Source organism: Streptosporangium sp. NPDC050855, assembly GCF_044456585.1.
Taxonomy (GTDB): domain Bacteria; phylum Actinomycetota; class Actinomycetes; order Streptosporangiales; family Streptosporangiaceae; genus Streptosporangium; species Streptosporangium longisporum.
On sequence record NZ_JBITFY010000012.1, the window covers coordinates 247409 to 263554 of the forward strand.

A 16146-nucleotide genomic window follows, 5' to 3' on the forward strand; every position below is an offset into this window, starting at 1 on the left:
CGGCACCGTAGTGTCGGTAAACAGAATGAGCAAGGGGATCGCAAAGGTCCCGCGACAGAACCCCCCGGCGCGCAACCGCCGCACCTTCATGGAGGCCTGGGTGGCAGTAACCCATGACGTCTCACCGCAGCTTGATGATCTCGTCGTCACCGCGCACCGGATCCGTGAGTCGATCGAATCGGTGATCGAGGGCAAGAGCGACGTGGTCCGCCTGACCCTGACCGTACTGCTCGCCGAGGGCCACCTTCTCATCGAGGACGTCCCCGGAGTCGGCAAGACGATGCTCGCCAAGGCGCTGGCGAGGTCCATCGACTGCCCCGTACGCCGCGTGCAGTTCACCCCGGACCTGCTCCCCAGCGACATCACCGGGGTGAGCGCCTACAACCAGCAGACCATGGAGTTCGAGTTCAAGCCCGGCCCGGTGTTCGCCAACATCGTGGTGGGCGACGAGATCAACCGGGCCTCGCCGAAGACCCAGTCGGCCCTGCTGGAGTGCATGGAGGAGCACCAGGTCACGGTGGACGGGGCGACCTACCGGCTGGACTCCCCCTTCATGGTGATCGCGACGCAGAACCCCATCGAGATGGAGGGCACCTATCCCCTCCCCGAGGCGCAGCGCGACCGCTTCACCGCCCGGATCGCGATGGGCTACCCCGCCCCGTCCGCCGAGCTGGAGATGCTCGACGTGCACGGCGCCGCCTCCCCGCTGGACAAGCTGGAGCCGGTCGCCACCACCGAGGAGGTCAAGGCGCTCATCGAGGCGGTGCGCGGCGTCTACGTCTCCCAGCCCATCAAGATGTACGCGATCGACCTGGTGACCGCCACCCGCCAGTCCCCCGACCTGAGGCTCGGCGCCTCGCCGCGCTCCACCCTGCAGCTGGTCCGGGCCGCGCGGGCGCACGCGGCGCTGGCCGGCCGCGACTACGTCATCCCCGACGACCTGCAGGACCTGTGCGTCCCGGTGCTGGCGCACCGGCTGCTGCCCAGCGTCGAGGCCCAGGGACAGCGCCGCCCGCCCGAGCAGGTGATCGCCGACCTGGTCCGCCGGGTGCCCGTTCCCGAGGCCCAGCCGCGGTGACCTCCGGCCTCAAGGCGCTCACCGCCCGCGGCCGGTCCTTTTTGGCGTCCGGCGTCGCGGCGCTGCTGTGCGCCTTCGTCCTCGGCGAGCACGACCTGCTCAGGATCGGCGTGCTGATCCTGTCGCTGCCGCTGCTCGCCGCCATGGTGGTCGCCCGGACCCGCTACCGGCTGAGCTGCGCGCGGCGCCTGGACCCGCCGCGGGCCGAGGTGGGCAGCGAGGCCACCGTCACCCTGCGCCTGGAGAACGTCACCCGGCTGCCGACCGGCCTGCTGATGATCGAGGACACCGTCCCGTACGCCCTGGGGGCCCGGCCCAGGTTCGTCCTCGACCGGGTGGAGGCCAAGGGCGTCCGGGAGATCGACTACCGGGTCCGCTCCGACCTGCGCGGCCGGTTCACCATCGGGCCGCTGGCCATCCGGATCAGCGACCCGTTCGGCCTGGTCGAGCTGACCAGGGCCTTCACCATCACCGACACCCTGGTGGTGACGCCCCAGGTGGTGGCGTTGCCGCACGTGCGGCTGGCCGGCGAGTGGAGCGGCGGGGGCGAGAGCCGTACCAGGAGCGTGGCGGCGGCGGGGGACGACGACGTCGCGCCGCGCGAGTACCGCCAGGGGGACGACCTGCGGCGGGTGCACTGGCGCTCCACCGCCAGGCGCGGCGAGCTGATGGTGCGGCGCGAGGAACAGCAGTGGCAGAGCAGGGGCGCGCTGCTGCTGGACACCCGGCGCTACGCCCACCGCGGCGAGGGCCCGCGCTCGTCGTTCGAGGCGGCGGTCTCGGCCGCGGCCTCCATCGGCGTGCACCTCGCCCACGAGGGGCTCGGCCTGCGGCTGATCACCGACCAGGGGGCCGAGCACCTCACCGACAGCGGGCTGAGCCGGTCCCTGCTGGACACCCTGGCCGTGGTACGGGCCGGCACCGCCCGGTCGCTGGAGTTCGGCGTCGGCGCGCTGCGCCAGGGCGGCGGCGACGGCCTGATCGTGGCCGTGCTCGGCTACCTGGACCTGGAGCAGGCCCAGGAACTGGCCAGGGCCAGGCGCGGCAACGTGACCGGCGTGGCCGTGATGCTGGACGTGTCGGGATGGGAGCATCCCGAGCTGGGCGAGAACGAGGAGTTCCAGGCGGCGCGGGCGATCCTCGCCGGGACGGGCTGGCGCGTCGTGCGGCTGGCCGCGGGCGCCTCCGTCGCGAGCGTCTGGCAGGAGGCCGCGCGACGCGGCCCATTCGCAGCGAGCAGAGGTGACACATGAGACTTCCCATCGCCTCGGGGATGGCCACGGGAGCGGTCGCGATCGCTCTCTATCCCCTCTTCCAGGGAGGCGACTGGTTCTGGGCGAGCCTGGGGGCCGTCCTCGTGGTCGCCGGGATCGGCACGGCCGCCGGGTACTACGCGCTGCCCGGCTGGCTGGTGACGCCGGTGCAGGTGTTCGCCACGTGGATCTACCTCACCGCCACCTTCGCCGGTGACGAGGCCTGGGGCAGGGTGGTGCCCACCGCGGACTCGGTGGTGGAGCTGACCAGGCTGCTGACCAGGGGCTTCGCCGACATCCAGCGGTTCGCCGCCCCCGTGCCCGACAGCACCGGCATCGTCCTGCTCACCTGCGGCGGCGTCGGCGTGATCGCGATCGCCGTGGACCTGCTGGCCGCGCGGCTGCACAGGGCAGCGCTCGCCGGGCTGCCGCTGCTGGCGCTGTTCACCGTCCCGGCCGCGGTGGTCGCCGAGCCGATCGGCTGGCCGGCGTTCATCGTCGGCGCCGCGGGCTACCTGGGGCTGCTCGTGGCCGACGGCCGCGAGCGGGTCACCCACTGGGGCCGGGCGGTGCTGGTACGCCGCACGTCGGCCGCCACGACCGCCCGTCCCGCCTCCTCCGACGCCGGGCCGCTGCGGCTGTCGGGCAAGCGCATCGGTTTCACCGCGGTCGCGCTGGCCATCCTGCTGCCCGCGCTGCTGCCGACCCTGGAGCCCAGCCCGCTGTTCGCGTTCGGCGTGGGCAACGGCAGGGGCGGCGGCAACTCGGTCAGCATCCCCAACCCCATCGTCAACCTGCGCGGCCAGCTCTCGCTGCCGGAGAACTCCACGGTGCTGACCTACCGGGTCAGCGACGGTGACTCGCGCTACCTGCGGATGTACTCCCTCGACGTCTTCGACGGCGAGCAGTGGACGATGTCGGAACCCAAGGGCCGTCCCGAGGACCGCACGTCCGAGGCCGCCATGCCGCCTCCCCCGGGCCAGAACCCGTCCCTGTCGGTCACCTCGGCCACGCTCGACGTCGCCGTGAGCGACCAGGTCAGGAGGCTGAGCTTCCTGCCGCTGCCCTACCCGGCGGCCCGGGTCACGGCCGCGGGCGACTGGCGGCCGGACCGGGACACGCTGATGGTCTTCTCCACCCGCGACACCGCCGAGGGCCTGTCGTACCGGGTGATCACCGCCGAGCCCAGGTCCACGGCGGAGCGGCTCAGGGCGGCGGGCCCGCCGTCCGCGGCGATCGGCGAGCGCTACCTGGCGCTCCCGGAGAACCTGCCCGGCGAGATCAGGCAGCTGGCGACCCGGGTGACCGAGCGCGGCGCGAGCCCGTACGAGCAGGCGATCCAGCTCCAGAAGTTCTTCACCGAGGACGGCGGGTTCACCTACGACCTGTCGACCCAGGGGCACGACGGGCCGGCGCTGACCGACTTCCTGATCCGTAACCGCACCGGGTACTGCGAGCAGTTCGCCGCCTCCATGGCGGTGCTCGCCCGCGTCCTGGGCATCCCCTCCCGGGTGGCCATCGGCTACACCGGCGGCGGCAGGGTCGCGGGGGCCTGGCAGGTGCGCACCCACGACTCGCACGCCTGGCCCGAGCTGTACTTCGAGGGGACCGGGTGGCTGCGTTTCGAGCCGACCCCGGCGGGCGGGGCCGGTCAGGGCAGCGCCACGGTGCCGGAGTACACCCGGCCGCAGGCGGCCCCGACCGCCAGCGCCGCGCCGAGCGCCGCGCCGTCGGCGGAGGCCGGCGACTCGACGACCGGACCGGGCGGGACCGCGGCGAACCGCCGTGACCGGATGCTCGAACGCGACCTGGGCGGCCTGCCGATCGCGCCCGAGGAGGGCGTGCCGACGGCCGCGAAGATCGGCATCGGGGTGGCCGTCGCGCTGCTGGTCATGCTGATCCCCGGCCTGATCCGCTGGCAGCTGCGGCTCCGCCGCCGCAGGGCCTACTCGCGGCCGGTCCCTGCATCCGGGCCGGTCCCGGCCTCCGGGGGCGAAGGGCCGGTCGGGACGCCGGGACCGAGGCCGGCCGGGATCGCGTCGCCGGACGGGAGGCGCCGGGAGCCCGCGGTGGTGGCGGCCTGGGCCGAGCTCGACGACGCCCTGTGCGACTACGGGATGGCGCGGGAGCCGAGCGAGAGCCCGCGCTCGCTGGCCCGTCGGCTGGCGAAGCAGTACGCCTTCGACCCGGAGGCCACCGCCGCGCTGGCGAGGATCGCCGCCGCGGTGGAGCGGATGCTCTACGCCCGCAGCGGCGGGGAGGTCGGCACGCTCCGCGAGGACCTGTCCCGGGTACGGCGGGCGCTGGCGGCCACCGTGACCCGCGGCAGGCGGATCAGGGCGGTGCTGCTGCCCCCCTCGACGCTCCTGCGGATGCGGGCGATGGGCGGGCGGGTGCTGGACGGGTTCGACCTGCTGGAGAACATCCGGCTGCGCAGGCCGGCCAGGAAGGGCGCCTGAGCCCGGGCATGGATCACCTCCGGCCGTTCCCCGTCCGGGGGACGGCCGGACGCGTTCCCGCCCCGGGAACGGCCGGCCCCTGGGAGCGGCCGGGTGCGGAGGATCACGGGCGTGAGGGGTCGCCCGGCGGGCCGGAGGAATCGACCGGGCGCGAGGGGTCACGGGGCGTGAGGGACCGGACCTGAAGGGTCACGGACCCGAAGACGGCCGGCCGCGGAGGACCGGCGGGGCGCCGGAGATCGCCGGGCCGTCGCCGGGGCACGCGGGAGACGGATCCGGGCGCACGGAAGGGAAGTGTCACCGGGGAGGGACCCGCCGCCGCGGACGGCGGCGGCCCCGGCGGTCTAGCGCTCGTCGTGACGACGGCGCCAGCGCTCCTCCATGCGTTCCATGAAGCTCTGGCGGGGGCCGGGCCTGCGGCCGCCGCCCCCTGCCCTGCCGGGCGGCTGATCGGTCGGCGCGGCCGGACCGGCCTCACCGAACCCGTTCATCCGCTTCCAGCTCGACAGGCCCCACAGACATGAGGCGAGCATGACCACGAAACCGCCGACGCCGAGCGGGATGCCGAGCGGGACGTTGTTGATCACTACGCCGACCATCAGCAGGACGATGCCCAGGATGAAGCCGATTCCGGCCTTCACCAGACGACGCCTGTAGTGGCTGCGCGGATCACTGATCCTGACGGTATTGGCCCACTTCGGGTCCTCGGCGTAGAGGGCCTGCTCGATCTGGTCGAGCAAGCGCTGCTCGTGCTCAGAGAGCGGCACGGCGCCTCCCAAGGACAGCCCCAGGACGGGGAAGACGGTGACGGACGACACGGGGTGTCCGAACCTCGCGGTCGGTTATCCCCAGAATACGAGGCTGTAGACGTAGACGAAAGAAAACGTCCAACGTAGTCCAAACCGGAGGCGACGTCATGGTTCCATTCCATCAAACGGCGGGCGGATAAGGGAGGCCGGGAGTACCGCATCCCGGCCGAATCTTCGGGTCGCCCGGTCCATCGCCAGCTCGGCCTCCCGCCAGCCGGTCTCGCGCTCACCGAGACCGAGCTGCCGGGTCGCGCCCTCGGCCGGGCCGAGGTTCTCCACCCGCACGCCGACCAGCCGCAGCGGGACGTTCTCCAGGCCGGAGGCGGTGTAGAGATCGCAGGCGACGTCGTACACGATCTTGGCGACGTCGGTGGGGTCGTGCAGGCTCCGGGAGCGGGACAGGGTGGTGAAGTCGGCCCGGCGCAGCTTGACGCTGATCGTGCGGCCGACGACGCCGGCCCCCCGGAGCCGGGCCGCGACCCGTTCCGACAGCCGGAGCAGCTCCCGGCGGATCCGCACCGGGTCGTCGATGTCGGTGGCGAACGTCTCCTCGGCCCCGATGCTCTTGTCCGGCGTGTGCGGGGTGACGGGGCGGTCGTCGCGTCCCCAGGCGAGCTCGGCCAGGTGCGTGCCCGCCGCCTGCCCCAGCTCGCGCCGCAGGGTGTCCACCGGGACCGCGGCGAGGTCGCCGACGGTCGCGATGCCCAGCCGGGCCAGGGAGCGCTCGGTGCGCTCCCCGACGCCCCACAGCGCCGCCACCGGCAGCGGGTGCAGGAAGTCGACCACCTTGTCGGCCGGCACCACGAACAGCCCGTCGGGCTTGGCGTGCCGGGAGGCGAGCTTGGCCACGAACTTGTTGCGGGCCACCCCGACCGAGCAGGTGACGCCCTGCTCGCGGGCGACCTGCTCGCGGATCATCGCGGCGATCTCGGCCGGGCGGCCGAGCCGCTTGCGGGCCCCGGAGACGTCCAGGAACGCCTCGTCGGACGCGATGGGCTCGACCTCGGGGGTGAAGCTCTGGAAGATCTCCATGACCCGCCGGGAGACCTCGGCGTACTTCTCGCGGCTGGGCGGGAGGATCACCGCCTGAGGGCAGAGCCGCCGGGCCCGGGTCATGGGCATGGCCGAGTGCACCCCGAACTCCCTGGCCTCGTAGGTGGCGCTGAGCACCACCCCGCGGCCCGCGGACAGGCCGATGATGACGGGCCTGCCCCGCAGCTCCGGGCGCGTGCGCAGCTCGACACCGGCGTAGAAGGCGTCCATGTCGACGTGCAGGATCGGGCAGCCCGTGTCGTCCGACCCCAGGGCCGGACCGGGGCGCGGCATCTGCTGCTTTCTCGACACGACGTCATTCTACGGGAACACTCGTTCGATGCGGCGTTCACCGGTGTCCGAGGACGTGCAGCTGGGTGGCGATGTCGCGCAGGACGGGGTGCGCCGCAGCCGCCTGTTCCAGCGCGACCAGGGCGCCTGCGGCTCCGGGCTCGCCGTCCAGCACCCTGCTGGGCACCAGGTCTGCGAAGATCCGCACGCCGTGCACCTCGCCGGGGGTGAAGCCGGTCGCGGCCAGCAGCAGCTCCAGGCTCTCGCGGGTGAAGCGGCGGGGGGTGGGGTCGCGGTCGCCCCAGCGGCCGTCGGGGTCGGTGAGGACCTCGCGGGCCTCGTCGAACCGGCCGGCGATGGAACGGTGCAGCGCGGCGGCCAGCGGGTTGGCGGCGAGCACGCTGATCACGCCTCCGGGACGCAGCAGCCCGGCCATGGCGGTCACCGCGCCTGCCGGGTCCTCCACGTACTCCAGCACGCTGTGGCAGAGCACGAGATCGGTGTCCCCGGGAGGGAGCAGCTCTCCCAGGTCGGCGGCGTCGCCCTGCAGGGCGCGCACCCGCACTCCCGTCTCGGCCGCCCTGCGCTCCAGCGCGGCGAGCGAGTCGGGGCTGGGGTCGACGACCGTCACGGAGTGGCCCAGATCGGCCAGGGGGACGGCGAAACCGCCCGTGCCGCCCCCGGCGTCGACGATGTCCAGCCGTTCACGGCCCGTGGCGGCCGCCCGCTCGGCCAGCACGGCGCTCAGGGCCTCCCACACGACCGCGGTGCGGACCGCCGGGGTACCCGCCTGCCGCGAGATGCCTACGGCGTGCAACTTCAGATCGCCTCCTCGTACGGTGACGAGTCCAGCCTACGCCGCGTCCCGCGCGGTGCGGGCGGAGAGCCGGGGCGAACGGCTCCCCGCCGGGCACGGCTAGAGCGCCAGGGAGGGTTTGAGCTGCTTGAAGCGGGCCATCAGGCCGTTGACGAACTGCGGTGACTCGTCGGTCGACAGCTCCGACGCCAGGCTGACCCACTCGCTGATGACCACGCCCTCGGGGACGTCGGGCATCCACAGCAGCTCGTAGGTGCCGCCGCGCAGCAGGTTGCGGTCCACCGCGGGCATGCGGTCCAGCGTCCAGCCCTCGGCGTAGGCGGTGATCAGCTCGTCGATGCGCGACCGGTGACGGCAGACCCCCTCGACGATCGTGGTGGTGTACTCGTTGACGGGCGGATCGGCCCGCTCCAGGCGCTCGGCCAGGACGTTCCTGGGGTCCTCACTCCGCGCCTCGGCCTCGAAGAGGATGTCCAGCGCGCGCCTGCGCGCCTTACCCCGTGCCGACATCAGGCGCGGCCGAGATAATCGCCGGTGCGGGTGTCGACCTTGACCTTCTCGCCGGTGGTGATGAACAGCGGCACCTTGATCTCGGCGCCGGTCTCCAGCGTCGCGGGCTTGGTGCCGCCGGTGGAGCGGTCGCCCTGCAGGCCCGGCTCGGTCTCGGAGACGATCAGCTCGACGGCCGCGGGCAGGTCGACGTAGAGGACGTTGCCCTCGTTGATCGCCACGGTGGCCAGCATGTTCTCCAGGAGGTAGTTGGCCGAGTCGCCGACCGCCACCCGGGAGACGTGGAGCATGTCGTAGGTCTCGGTGTCCATGAAGACGTAGTCGTCGCCGTCCATGTAGGAGAACTGCATCTCGCGCTTGTCGACGTTGGCCACCTCGACCTTCACGCCCGCGTTGAAGGTCTTGTCGACGACCTTGCCCGACATCACGTTCTTGAGCTTGGTGCGGACGAACGCGCCGCCCTTGCCGGGCTTGACGTGCTGGAACTCCACGACGGCCCAGAGCTCGCCGCCGTCGAGCTTGAGCACAAGGCCGTTCTTGAGGTCGTTCGTCGTCGCCACTGATCTCTCCTGCGTACGGCCGCTCTTAAAGGACGAGCAGCTCTTTGGTCGTCCGTGTGAGAAGCTCCGGCCCGCCGTCGCGCGCCACGAGAGTGTCCTCGATGCGCACGCCGCCCCTGCCGGGCAGGTACACCCCGGGCTCGACGGTGATCGGAACTCGATCCTCTAGTCTAGCGTGCCCGGCGTCCCGCTCCGGATGTCGCGGAGACAGGAACGGCACCTCGTGGATCTCCAGCCCGACGCCGTGCCCCAGGCCGTGCTCGAAGAACTCCGCGTACCCGGCCTCGGCGATCAGGTCGCGGGCGGCGGCGTCCACCTCGTGCAGCGCGGCACCGGTCCGCGCGGCCACCAGGCCCGCGCCCTGGGCGGCGTGGACCAGGTCGTACAGCTCGCGCTGCCAGGCCGCGGGCTCGCCGATCGCCACGGTCCTGGTCATGTCCGCGTGGTAGCCCCGGTGGCGGGCCCCGAAGTCCATGGTGACCAGGTCCCCGCGCCGCAGCGGCCGGTCCGAGGGCGAGTGGTGCGGGACCGCGCCGTTGGGGCCGCTCGCCACGATCGGGTCGAAGGCGGGCCCGTCCGCGCCGAGGTCGGCCATCCGCCGCTCCAGCGCCCTGGCGATCTCCTTCTCGGTCACCCCGGGGCGCAGGCCGGGCAGCACCTGCTCGAAGGCCCGGTCGGTGAGCTCGCACGCGGTGCGCAGCAGGCCGATCTCGTCCTCGTCCTTGACCATGCGCACCGACTCCACCGTCCCCGACAGGCGGAGCAGGTCGCCTCCCAGCCGGAAGTAGGCGGCGACGGGCAGGTGGTCGGCCTCGATGCCGGTCCGGCCGGTGCCGCCGGTGCCGCCTGTCCGGCCGGACCCGGCGAGCAGCGCGCCGGCGACGTCGCGTTCCTCGACCACCTCGATGTCGGCGCAGACGTCCCGGGCCGCGCCGATGTAGCGGGAGTCGGTGGCCAGCGTGGCGGTGGCGTCGGCCCGGACCAGGACGGCCGCGTTGGAGCTGGCCAGGCCGGTCAGGTAGCGCACGTTCACGGCGTGGGTGACCAGGATCGCGTCCGCCTCGTGAGCGGGGAGCAGGGCGGCGAGGTTCTCGCGGCGCCGGGCGTGAAGGGCGGTCATGCCAGGCATGCTATTGACCGCCATGCCCCGTGTCGCCACCGCGACCGTCCCCCGCCCGCCTCTCCTGCGCCGTCGCGGCCGTCCCCCGCCCGGCGCGGGGGTCGAGCGCGAGACCGGACGCGGGGGCGAGCACGGGCCTCGGCTCAGGGCCGGGCGCGGGGGGCCGGCCTCTCGCCCGGGACCCGGCGCGAGGCCCACCGGACGCCGTACGGCCGGGGTCAGGCGGCGAGCTCCCTGACCCGCTCGATCAGCCGGACGCGCTCCTCGTGGGTGCGCGCCAGCGGGCTGACGTTGACGGTCGTGACGCCCGACTCGCGCATGGCCTGCAGGCGCTCGCGGACGTGCCCCTCCGGGCCGATCAGGGACGTCCTGTGCAGCAGCTCGTCCGGGACGAGCGCGGCGGCCTCGTCCTTCCTGCCGTCGAGGTAGAGGTTCTGGATCTGCTCCGCCTCCTTCTCGTAGCCGTACCGGCGGGCGAGGTCGTTGTAGAAGTTCCTCCCCCTGGCGCCCATGCCGCCGATGTAGAGGGCGGCCATCGGGCGGCCCAGCTCCAGCCAGTCCGAGACGTCGTCGCCGATGGCCAGCGGCGCCTGGGCGATCACGTCCAGCTCGCCCAAGGCCGGGTCCCGCCTGGCCTTGCCCGCGGCCAGGGAGGCGCCCCAGACGTCGGCGGCCTTCTCCGGGACGTAGAAGATCGGCTCCCAGCCCTCGGCGAGCTCGGCGGACAGCTCGACGTTCTTGGGGCCGATGGCGGCGACGACGATCGGGATGCGGTCGCGGACCGGGTGGTTGATGAGCTTCAGCGGCTTGCCCAGGCCGGTCCCCTGGTCGGCCGGGAGCGGGATCGTGTAGTGCCTGCCGTCGTAGGTCACGCGCTCGCGCCGCCACACCTGGCGGCAGATCTCGATGACCTCGCGGGTACGGCCGAGCGGGGCGGTGTAGGGGACGCCGTGGAAGCCCTCGATGACCTGCGGTCCCGAGGCGCCGAGCCCCAGGGTGAAACGGCCGTCGGAGACGTAGTCCAGGCCGGCTGCGGTCATGGCCAGCAGGGCCGGGGTGCGGGAGTAGATCGGCAGGATGCCGGAGGCGATCTGCAGCCGCTCGGTCTTGGCGGCGATGTACCCCATCTGGCTGACCGCGTCGAAGCTGTAGGCCTCGGCGACGAAGACGATGTCGAGGCCCGCCCTCTCGTAGTCGGCCAGCGCGGCCACCGTCTCCTTGAACCCTCCGGAGTAGTTCAGGGCCATACCGATGCGCATGGTGGGATCGTCCTTCCGCAGCACGACAAAACCGAATGTTGTTCCGTTGTCTCGGCAACAAAGGCTATCGACTCACCGCCCGCACACCAAGCCCCGCGCCACCGCCTCCGGGCCGGTAGCCTACGCATTCCGGGGTAGGGCGACCCCGGCGGAACCCGGCGGGAACGGACGAGGAGCGGTGTGCTGAGGCAATCGATCGTCGTGGCGGCGGGGGCGCTGGCGCTGACCCTCGGGGGGCATCGCCTCCTGCCCGAGCTGGGCGGGTTCACCCCCGTGCTGGAGAGCCTGCTGCCCTGGCTCGGCCTGGCCGTGCCGGTCCTGCTGGTCTGCGCGCTGGCCACCCGGTCCTGGCAGGTGATCTGCGCGGCGCTGCTCCCGGCGACCGTGTGGGGGGTCATGTTCGGCCCGGCGTTCCTGCGCACCCCGCCCGGAGGCCCCAGCGACCTGTCGGTCGCCACCATCAACGTGGGCGCGACCAACGGTGACTCGGCCGACGCCGTACGGGCGGTCTCCAGGGGGCGTGACCTGGTCGCGGCGCAGGAGCTGACCGCGGGCGGCCCGGCGGCCGAGGAGCTCAACGCCCGCTTCCCGCACCGCTACCGGATCGCCACGGTCGGCCTGTGGAGCCGCTTCCCGATCGCCGAGGCGCGCAAGGCCGACATCGGCCTGGACTGGGCCCGCGCGCTGCGCGCGGTGGTCGTCACCCCCAAGGGCAGGGTCACCGTCTACGTCATGCACCTCGCCTCGGCCCGGCCCGGCCGGACGAGCCAGCGCGACGAGACCCTGGCCTACGCGCGCCGGATGATCGACAAGGACGACAGCGCGCGCCTGCTGCTGCTCGGCGACCTCAACACCGCCACCACCGACCGCAAGCGGACCGGCCTGGTGCCGCCGCTCTCGGACGCCCAGCAGGAGGCCGGCAGGGGGTTCGGGTTCACCTGGCCGGCCGCCTTCCCGGTCACCCGGCCCGACCACATCCTCTACCGGGGGATGACCGCGACCAGCGCGGGCGTCGAACCCGCCGCGGGCAGCGACCACCGGGCCGCCGTCGCCTCCCTGCGGCTGGGCACCTGACCGCCCGTCAGGTCGCGGGGCCGGAGCGGGCCCGCAGGGCGGCCAGGTCCGCGGGGGTGTCGATGTCGGCGGGGTCGGCGACGTCGTCACAGGGCACCGCGACGACCAGCCCGGCACGGGCCCGCAGGAACGGGCGGGCACCGGCGTCGCCGGTCGCGAGCCGGGCGACCTCCGCGAAGTGCTCCCTGGCGATCAGCACCGGGTTGCGCCGCTCCCCCGCGTAGGTGGCCACGGCGACCGAGGCGCCCCGCCCGGCGGCCCGGATGAGCCGCCGCACCGCCCACGGCCCGACGAACGGCTGGTCCACCAGGGCGATCACCACGTGCGCGGCCGTGCCGGGGACCGCCTCCAGGCCGGTGCGCAGCGAGGAGCCCATCCCGGAGGCCCACTCCGGATTGTGGACGGTGACCGCACCCGGCACCCCCGTACCGGCGGCCCCGAGCACCACGATCACGGACCGGCAGCCGCCCTCGCGCAGCACCCTGACCCCCCGGTCCACCAGCCGCTCCCCGCGGAACTCCACCAGCGCCTTGGGGGTGCCGAGCCGCGAGCCCGACCCGGCGGCCAGCAGCAGGCCCACGCTCACCCGTTCCCCGGCGTCCTCGGAGCTCCCGGCCTCCCGGGCGTCCTCGGCCGACCCGGCCGACCCGGCCGACCCGGCCGACCCGGTCGTGCCGGTCGTGCCGGTCGTGCCGGTCACGTCGGCCGGTCGCGTGCCCGCCGGCCCCCCGGGCTCCCGCGCCGCGTTCACGTCCCCGGCCCGTCCCGGTGGATCCGGCCGGAGCCGTCGGTGAGCGGGCGGCCCGAACCTCCCCAGCGCAGCTGGATCAGCTCGGCGGCGATGGAGATCGCGGTCTCCTCGGGCGTACGCGCGCCCAGGTCCAGGCCGATCGGCGAGCGGAGCCTGGCGAGCTCGGCCTCCCCCAGGCCCGCCCGCGCGAGCCGGGCCAGCCGGTCCTCGTGCGTGCGGCGCGAGCCCATCGCCCCGACGTACCCGGCCGGGGTGCGCAGGGCCACCTCCAGCAGCGGGACGTCGAACTTCGGATCGTGGGTGAGCACGCAGATCGCGGTCCGCTCGTCCACCGCGGCCGAGACGAGGTAGTCGTGCGGCCACTTGACGACCACCTCGTCGGCCTCGGGGAAGCGCTTGGCCGTGGTGAAGACCGGCCGGGCGTCGCAGACGACCACGTGGTACCCGAGGAACTTGCCGACCCGGGCGACCGCGGCGGCGAAGTCGATCGCGCCGAAGATCAGCATCCGGGGCGGCGGCGCGAAGGACTGGACGAAGACCGCCAGCTCGTCGAGGCGCCGCTGCCCCTGGGCGCCGTACCTGCGCACGCCCGTCAGCCCCTGGGCCAGCATGCCCCGCGCGTCGTCGTCCACCGCGGCGTCCAGCCGGGCCACGCCCAGCGACCCGCCCGAGCGGTCCGGCCAGATCACCCGGCGGGCGCCCACCGTGCCCGGCCCGGACAGGACGGTCGCGACCGCCACCGGTTCGTGCCCGAGCACCGACGCGGCGACCGACCCCAGCTCGGGGAAGGTGTGTCTGGAGACCGGCTCGACGAACACGTCCAGGATGCCGCCGCAGGTCAGCCCGACGGAGAAGGCGTCGTCGTCGCTCACCCCGTACCGCTGCAGCACGGGGGTGCCCGAGGAGACCACCTCCCGGGCCAGCTCGTAGACGGCGCCCTCGACGCAGCCGCCCGAGACGCTGCCCTCGGCCTCCTCGCCGAGCACCGCCATGGACGCCCCAGGCGGGCGGGGCGCGCTGCGGAAGGTGTCCACCACGGTGGCCAGGCCGAACGTCTCCCCGGCCTCCCACCAGCTCAGGACCTGCGACAACACATCACGCACGGGTGCCTCCCAGCAGCGCCGCCAGTTCTTCGAAGGCGGCCAGGCTGTGCCCGGCCACGAAGTCGTCGATGTACGGCAGGGCGGCCCGCATCCCGGCCGTGAGCGGCTCGTAGCCGTCCCGGCCCTTGTGCGGGTTCACCCACACCACCCGGTGCGCCGTACGGGACAGCCGGGCCATCTGCGCCCCCAGCAGCTCCGCGCCGCCGCGCTCCCAGCCGTCGGAGGCGATCACCACCGTCGCCCCGGCGGCGTCGCTCCGCGTCAGGAACCGGCGCAGCTCCTCGCCCAGCCGGGTGCCGCCGCTCCAGTCGGGGACGGCGCGGGAGACGGCGTTCATCGCGGCCGCCGGGTCGCGGTGGCGCAGCTCGGCGGTGAGCCGGGTCAGCCGGGTGCCCACGCTGAACACCTCGGTGGCCCGGGGCTCGGACCTGACCAGCGCGTGGGCCAGGCGGAGCAGCGTGTCCGCGTACGGGGTCATGGAGCCGCTGACGTCGACCAGCAGCACGACGCGGCGGGGCCTGGTCCGGTGCTCGCGGTGGCGGAGCCCGGCGGTCTCGCCGCCCCGGCGCAGGCTCTCGCGAACCGTGGCCCGGCCGTCCAGCCGTCCCCGGCGCGAGGGCCTGAACCGGCGCGACCGGCGCCGTTCCCTCCCCGCCCGCATCAGGGCGAGCAGCCGGTGCACCTCGGCCAGCTCCGCTCCCGTCATCGCGGCCACGTCCCGGGTGCGCAGCACCTCCGTCGCGCTGGCGGTCGCCGCCAGGGCGGGGGGCTCGGCGCCGCCGTCGGGCTCGGGGGCGGCCCCGGGATGGGCCGCGGTGTGCCGGGTGACGGTGATCGTCGCGGGTCTCGCCTGGGACGCGCTCCGCCCGCCGAAGTAGGCCGCGAAGACCCGGTCGTAGCGGGGAAGGTCGTCGGCCGAGGCGCAGAGGGTGAGGCGCCCGGCCCAGTACACGTCGCCGGGACGCGAGGCGTCCAGGTGCGACAGGGCGCGGAGCAGGCCCTGGGTGCGCTCGTGGTCGGCCGGCACCCCGGCGGCCCGCAGGGTCCTGGCGAAACCGGTCATCACCCGCACCAGGTCCGGCCCGGCCCCCTCAGCCGCGGGACGCACCGAGGAGTCCGTTCCCGAGCACCGTCTCGTGGTCCTCCCGGTGCTTGAGCAGGGCGCCCAGGGTGGCGGCGGCCAGGCCGGGGTCGAACTCGCGCGCGCCGAGGGCCATCAGGGCCTCGGTCCAGTCGAGGGTCTCGGCGATCCCCGGCGGTTTGATCAGGTCGGCCTTCCGGAGCCGCCCGGTCGCCGTGGCCACCTGCTCGGCCAGGGTCAGCGAGCACTCCGGGAGCCGCCTGCGCAGGATCGCCACCTCCCGTTCGAACGAGGGGTGCTCCAGCCAGTGGTAGAGGCAGCGCCGCTTGAGCGCGTCGTGCACCTCGCGGGTGCGGTTGGAGGTCAGCACGACCACCGGGGGGACGTCGGCGCGGATCGTGCCGAGCTCCGGGACGGAGATCGCGAAGTCCGAGAGCACCTCGAGCAGGATCGCCTCGAACTCCACGTCGGCCCGGTCCACCTCGTCGATGAGCAGCACCGCGGGGTGCGTCTCGATCGCCTTCAGCAGCGGCCTGGCGATCAGGAAGCGCCGGTCGTACACCTCCCCCTCCAGCCGGGCGGCGTCGGTCACCCCGCCCGCCTCGGCGGCCTTGAGGTGCAGGAGCTGGCGGGCGAAGTCCCAGTCGTAGAGCGCCTGGGAGGCGTCGAGCCCCTCGTAGCACTGCAGGCGGATCAGCGGGGCCCCGAGCACCGCCGCCAGGGTCCTGGCCAGCTCGGTCTTGCCGACGCCCGCCTCGCCCTCCAGCAGCAGCGGGCGGCCCATCCTGAGCGCCAGGAAGGCCGCCGTGACGAGCCCCTCGCCCGCCAGGTAGGCCTGCCCGGCGAGCAGCTCCGCAAGCTGCTCGGGCGATTCCACGTCGGATGCCTCGATTGTCCGCCTCACCACCACCTCAGGCTACGCCGGTCACACGTCCCGGCGTGCCCCGCC

The 16146-nt window shown here is 73.9% G+C and carries 15 protein-coding genes; 4 read left to right on the forward strand and 11 right to left on the reverse strand.

The genetic code is table 11. The features are described 5' to 3' along the window. The first annotated feature begins 88 nt into the window (after nucleotides 1–88). Genes ACIBCT_RS24525 through ACIBCT_RS24535 form a run of 3 tightly spaced genes read left to right on the forward strand, consistent with a single transcriptional unit; the run spans nucleotide 89 to nucleotide 4790 of the window. Entirely contained in the window at nucleotides 89–1078 is a 990-nt protein-coding gene (locus ACIBCT_RS24525; RefSeq protein ID WP_399192293.1) for an AAA family ATPase, read from the forward strand. Beyond that, the gene (locus ACIBCT_RS24530) at nucleotides 1075–2331 is read left to right on the forward strand and encodes a DUF58 domain-containing protein (RefSeq protein WP_399192185.1); all 1257 of its coding nucleotides are present in this window, start codon (nucleotides 1075–1077) and stop codon (nucleotides 2329–2331) included. The genes ACIBCT_RS24525 and ACIBCT_RS24530 overlap by 4 nt, the downstream gene beginning before the upstream one ends. Next, nucleotides 2328–4790, forward strand: coding sequence for a transglutaminaseTgpA domain-containing protein (locus tag ACIBCT_RS24535; protein ID WP_399192187.1), 2463 nt, complete (start codon nucleotides 2328–2330; stop codon nucleotides 4788–4790). Before ACIBCT_RS24530 ends, ACIBCT_RS24535 begins: the two co-directional genes overlap by 4 nt. A gap of 344 nt (nucleotides 4791–5134) precedes the next feature. Here ACIBCT_RS24535 and ACIBCT_RS24540 read toward each other — a convergent pair whose 3' ends face one another. From ACIBCT_RS24540 to ACIBCT_RS24570, 7 genes are all read right to left on the reverse strand, one after another. After that, on the reverse strand, nucleotides 5135–5557 hold the full coding sequence (locus ACIBCT_RS24540; protein WP_344896746.1) for a DUF3040 domain-containing protein: 423 nt from the start codon (nucleotides 5555–5557) through the stop codon (nucleotides 5135–5137). 147 nt (nucleotides 5558–5704) lie between these two features. Beyond that, a complete protein-coding gene (gene dinB, locus ACIBCT_RS24545) occupies nucleotides 5705–6943 on the reverse strand; it encodes a DNA polymerase IV (RefSeq protein ID WP_399192189.1) in 1239 nt (412 codons plus the stop codon). A gap of 37 nt (nucleotides 6944–6980) precedes the next feature. Then, a complete protein-coding gene (locus tag ACIBCT_RS24550) occupies nucleotides 6981–7739 on the reverse strand; it encodes a class I SAM-dependent methyltransferase (protein ID WP_399192191.1) in 759 nt (252 codons plus the stop codon). Between the two features lie 99 nt (nucleotides 7740–7838). Next, nucleotides 7839–8249, reverse strand: a complete 411-nt coding sequence (gene nusB / locus ACIBCT_RS24555) for a transcription antitermination factor NusB (RefSeq protein ID WP_344896740.1) — start codon at nucleotides 8247–8249, stop codon at nucleotides 7839–7841. Then, nucleotides 8249–8809: an elongation factor P gene (gene efp, locus ACIBCT_RS24560; protein WP_344896737.1), complete on the reverse strand. Its 561-nt coding sequence runs from the start codon at nucleotides 8807–8809 to the stop codon at nucleotides 8249–8251. The genes nusB and efp overlap by 1 nt, the downstream gene beginning before the upstream one ends. A 25-nt stretch (nucleotides 8810–8834) precedes the next feature. Continuing rightward, nucleotides 8835–9929 carry a M24 family metallopeptidase gene (locus ACIBCT_RS24565; protein ID WP_399192194.1) on the reverse strand — a complete coding sequence of 365 codons (1095 nt, stop codon included), beginning with the start codon at nucleotides 9927–9929 and terminating at the stop codon, nucleotides 8835–8837. 218 nt (nucleotides 9930–10147) lie between these two features. Then, on the reverse strand, nucleotides 10148–11188 hold the full coding sequence (locus ACIBCT_RS24570) for an LLM class F420-dependent oxidoreductase (protein WP_399192196.1): 1041 nt from the start codon (nucleotides 11186–11188) through the stop codon (nucleotides 10148–10150). Between the two features lie 180 nt (nucleotides 11189–11368). On the opposite strand from ACIBCT_RS24570, the gene ACIBCT_RS24575 reads away from it, so the two are divergent. After that, nucleotides 11369–12262 (forward strand): endonuclease/exonuclease/phosphatase family protein, encoded by an 894-nt coding sequence (locus ACIBCT_RS24575; protein WP_399192197.1) that lies wholly within the window; start codon nucleotides 11369–11371, stop codon nucleotides 12260–12262. 7 nt (nucleotides 12263–12269) lie between these two features. Here ACIBCT_RS24575 and ACIBCT_RS24580 read toward each other — a convergent pair whose 3' ends face one another. From ACIBCT_RS24580 to ACIBCT_RS24595, 4 genes are all read right to left on the reverse strand, one after another. Continuing rightward, the gene (locus ACIBCT_RS24580) at nucleotides 12270–12848 is read right to left on the reverse strand and encodes an NTP transferase domain-containing protein (protein WP_399192295.1); all 579 of its coding nucleotides are present in this window, start codon (nucleotides 12846–12848) and stop codon (nucleotides 12270–12272) included. A 161-nt stretch (nucleotides 12849–13009) separates the two neighbouring features. Further along, entirely contained in the window at nucleotides 13010–14116 is a 1107-nt protein-coding gene (locus tag ACIBCT_RS24585) for an XdhC family protein (protein WP_399192200.1), read from the reverse strand. Further along, nucleotides 14109–15224 (reverse strand): VWA domain-containing protein, encoded by a 1116-nt coding sequence (locus tag ACIBCT_RS24590; protein ID WP_399192202.1) that lies wholly within the window; start codon nucleotides 15222–15224, stop codon nucleotides 14109–14111. Before ACIBCT_RS24590 ends, ACIBCT_RS24585 begins: the two co-directional genes overlap by 8 nt. Continuing rightward, on the reverse strand, nucleotides 15208–16104 hold the full coding sequence (locus ACIBCT_RS24595) for an AAA family ATPase (protein ID WP_399192204.1): 897 nt from the start codon (nucleotides 16102–16104) through the stop codon (nucleotides 15208–15210). Before ACIBCT_RS24595 ends, ACIBCT_RS24590 begins: the two co-directional genes overlap by 17 nt. Between the last annotated feature and the right edge of the window lie 42 nt (nucleotides 16105–16146).

Excerpts from the sequence above, each read along its gene's own strand:
- ACIBCT_RS24570 (WP_399192196.1), bottom strand. The coding sequence starts at position 11,188 with ATGCGCATCGGTATGGCCCTGAACTACTCCGGAGGGTTCAAGGAGACG.
- ACIBCT_RS24535 (WP_399192187.1), top strand. The coding sequence starts at position 2,328 with ATGAGACTTCCCATCGCCTCGGGGATGGCCACGGGAGCGGTCGCGATC.
- nusB (WP_344896740.1), bottom strand. The coding sequence starts at position 8,249 with ATGTCGGCACGGGGTAAGGCGCGCAGGCGCGCGCTGGACATCCTCTTC.
- ACIBCT_RS24525 (WP_399192293.1), top strand. The coding sequence starts at position 89 with ATGGAGGCCTGGGTGGCAGTAACCCATGACGTCTCACCGCAGCTTGAT.
- ACIBCT_RS24565 (WP_399192194.1), bottom strand. The coding sequence starts at position 9,929 with ATGACCGCCCTTCACGCCCGGCGCCGCGAGAACCTCGCCGCCCTGCTC.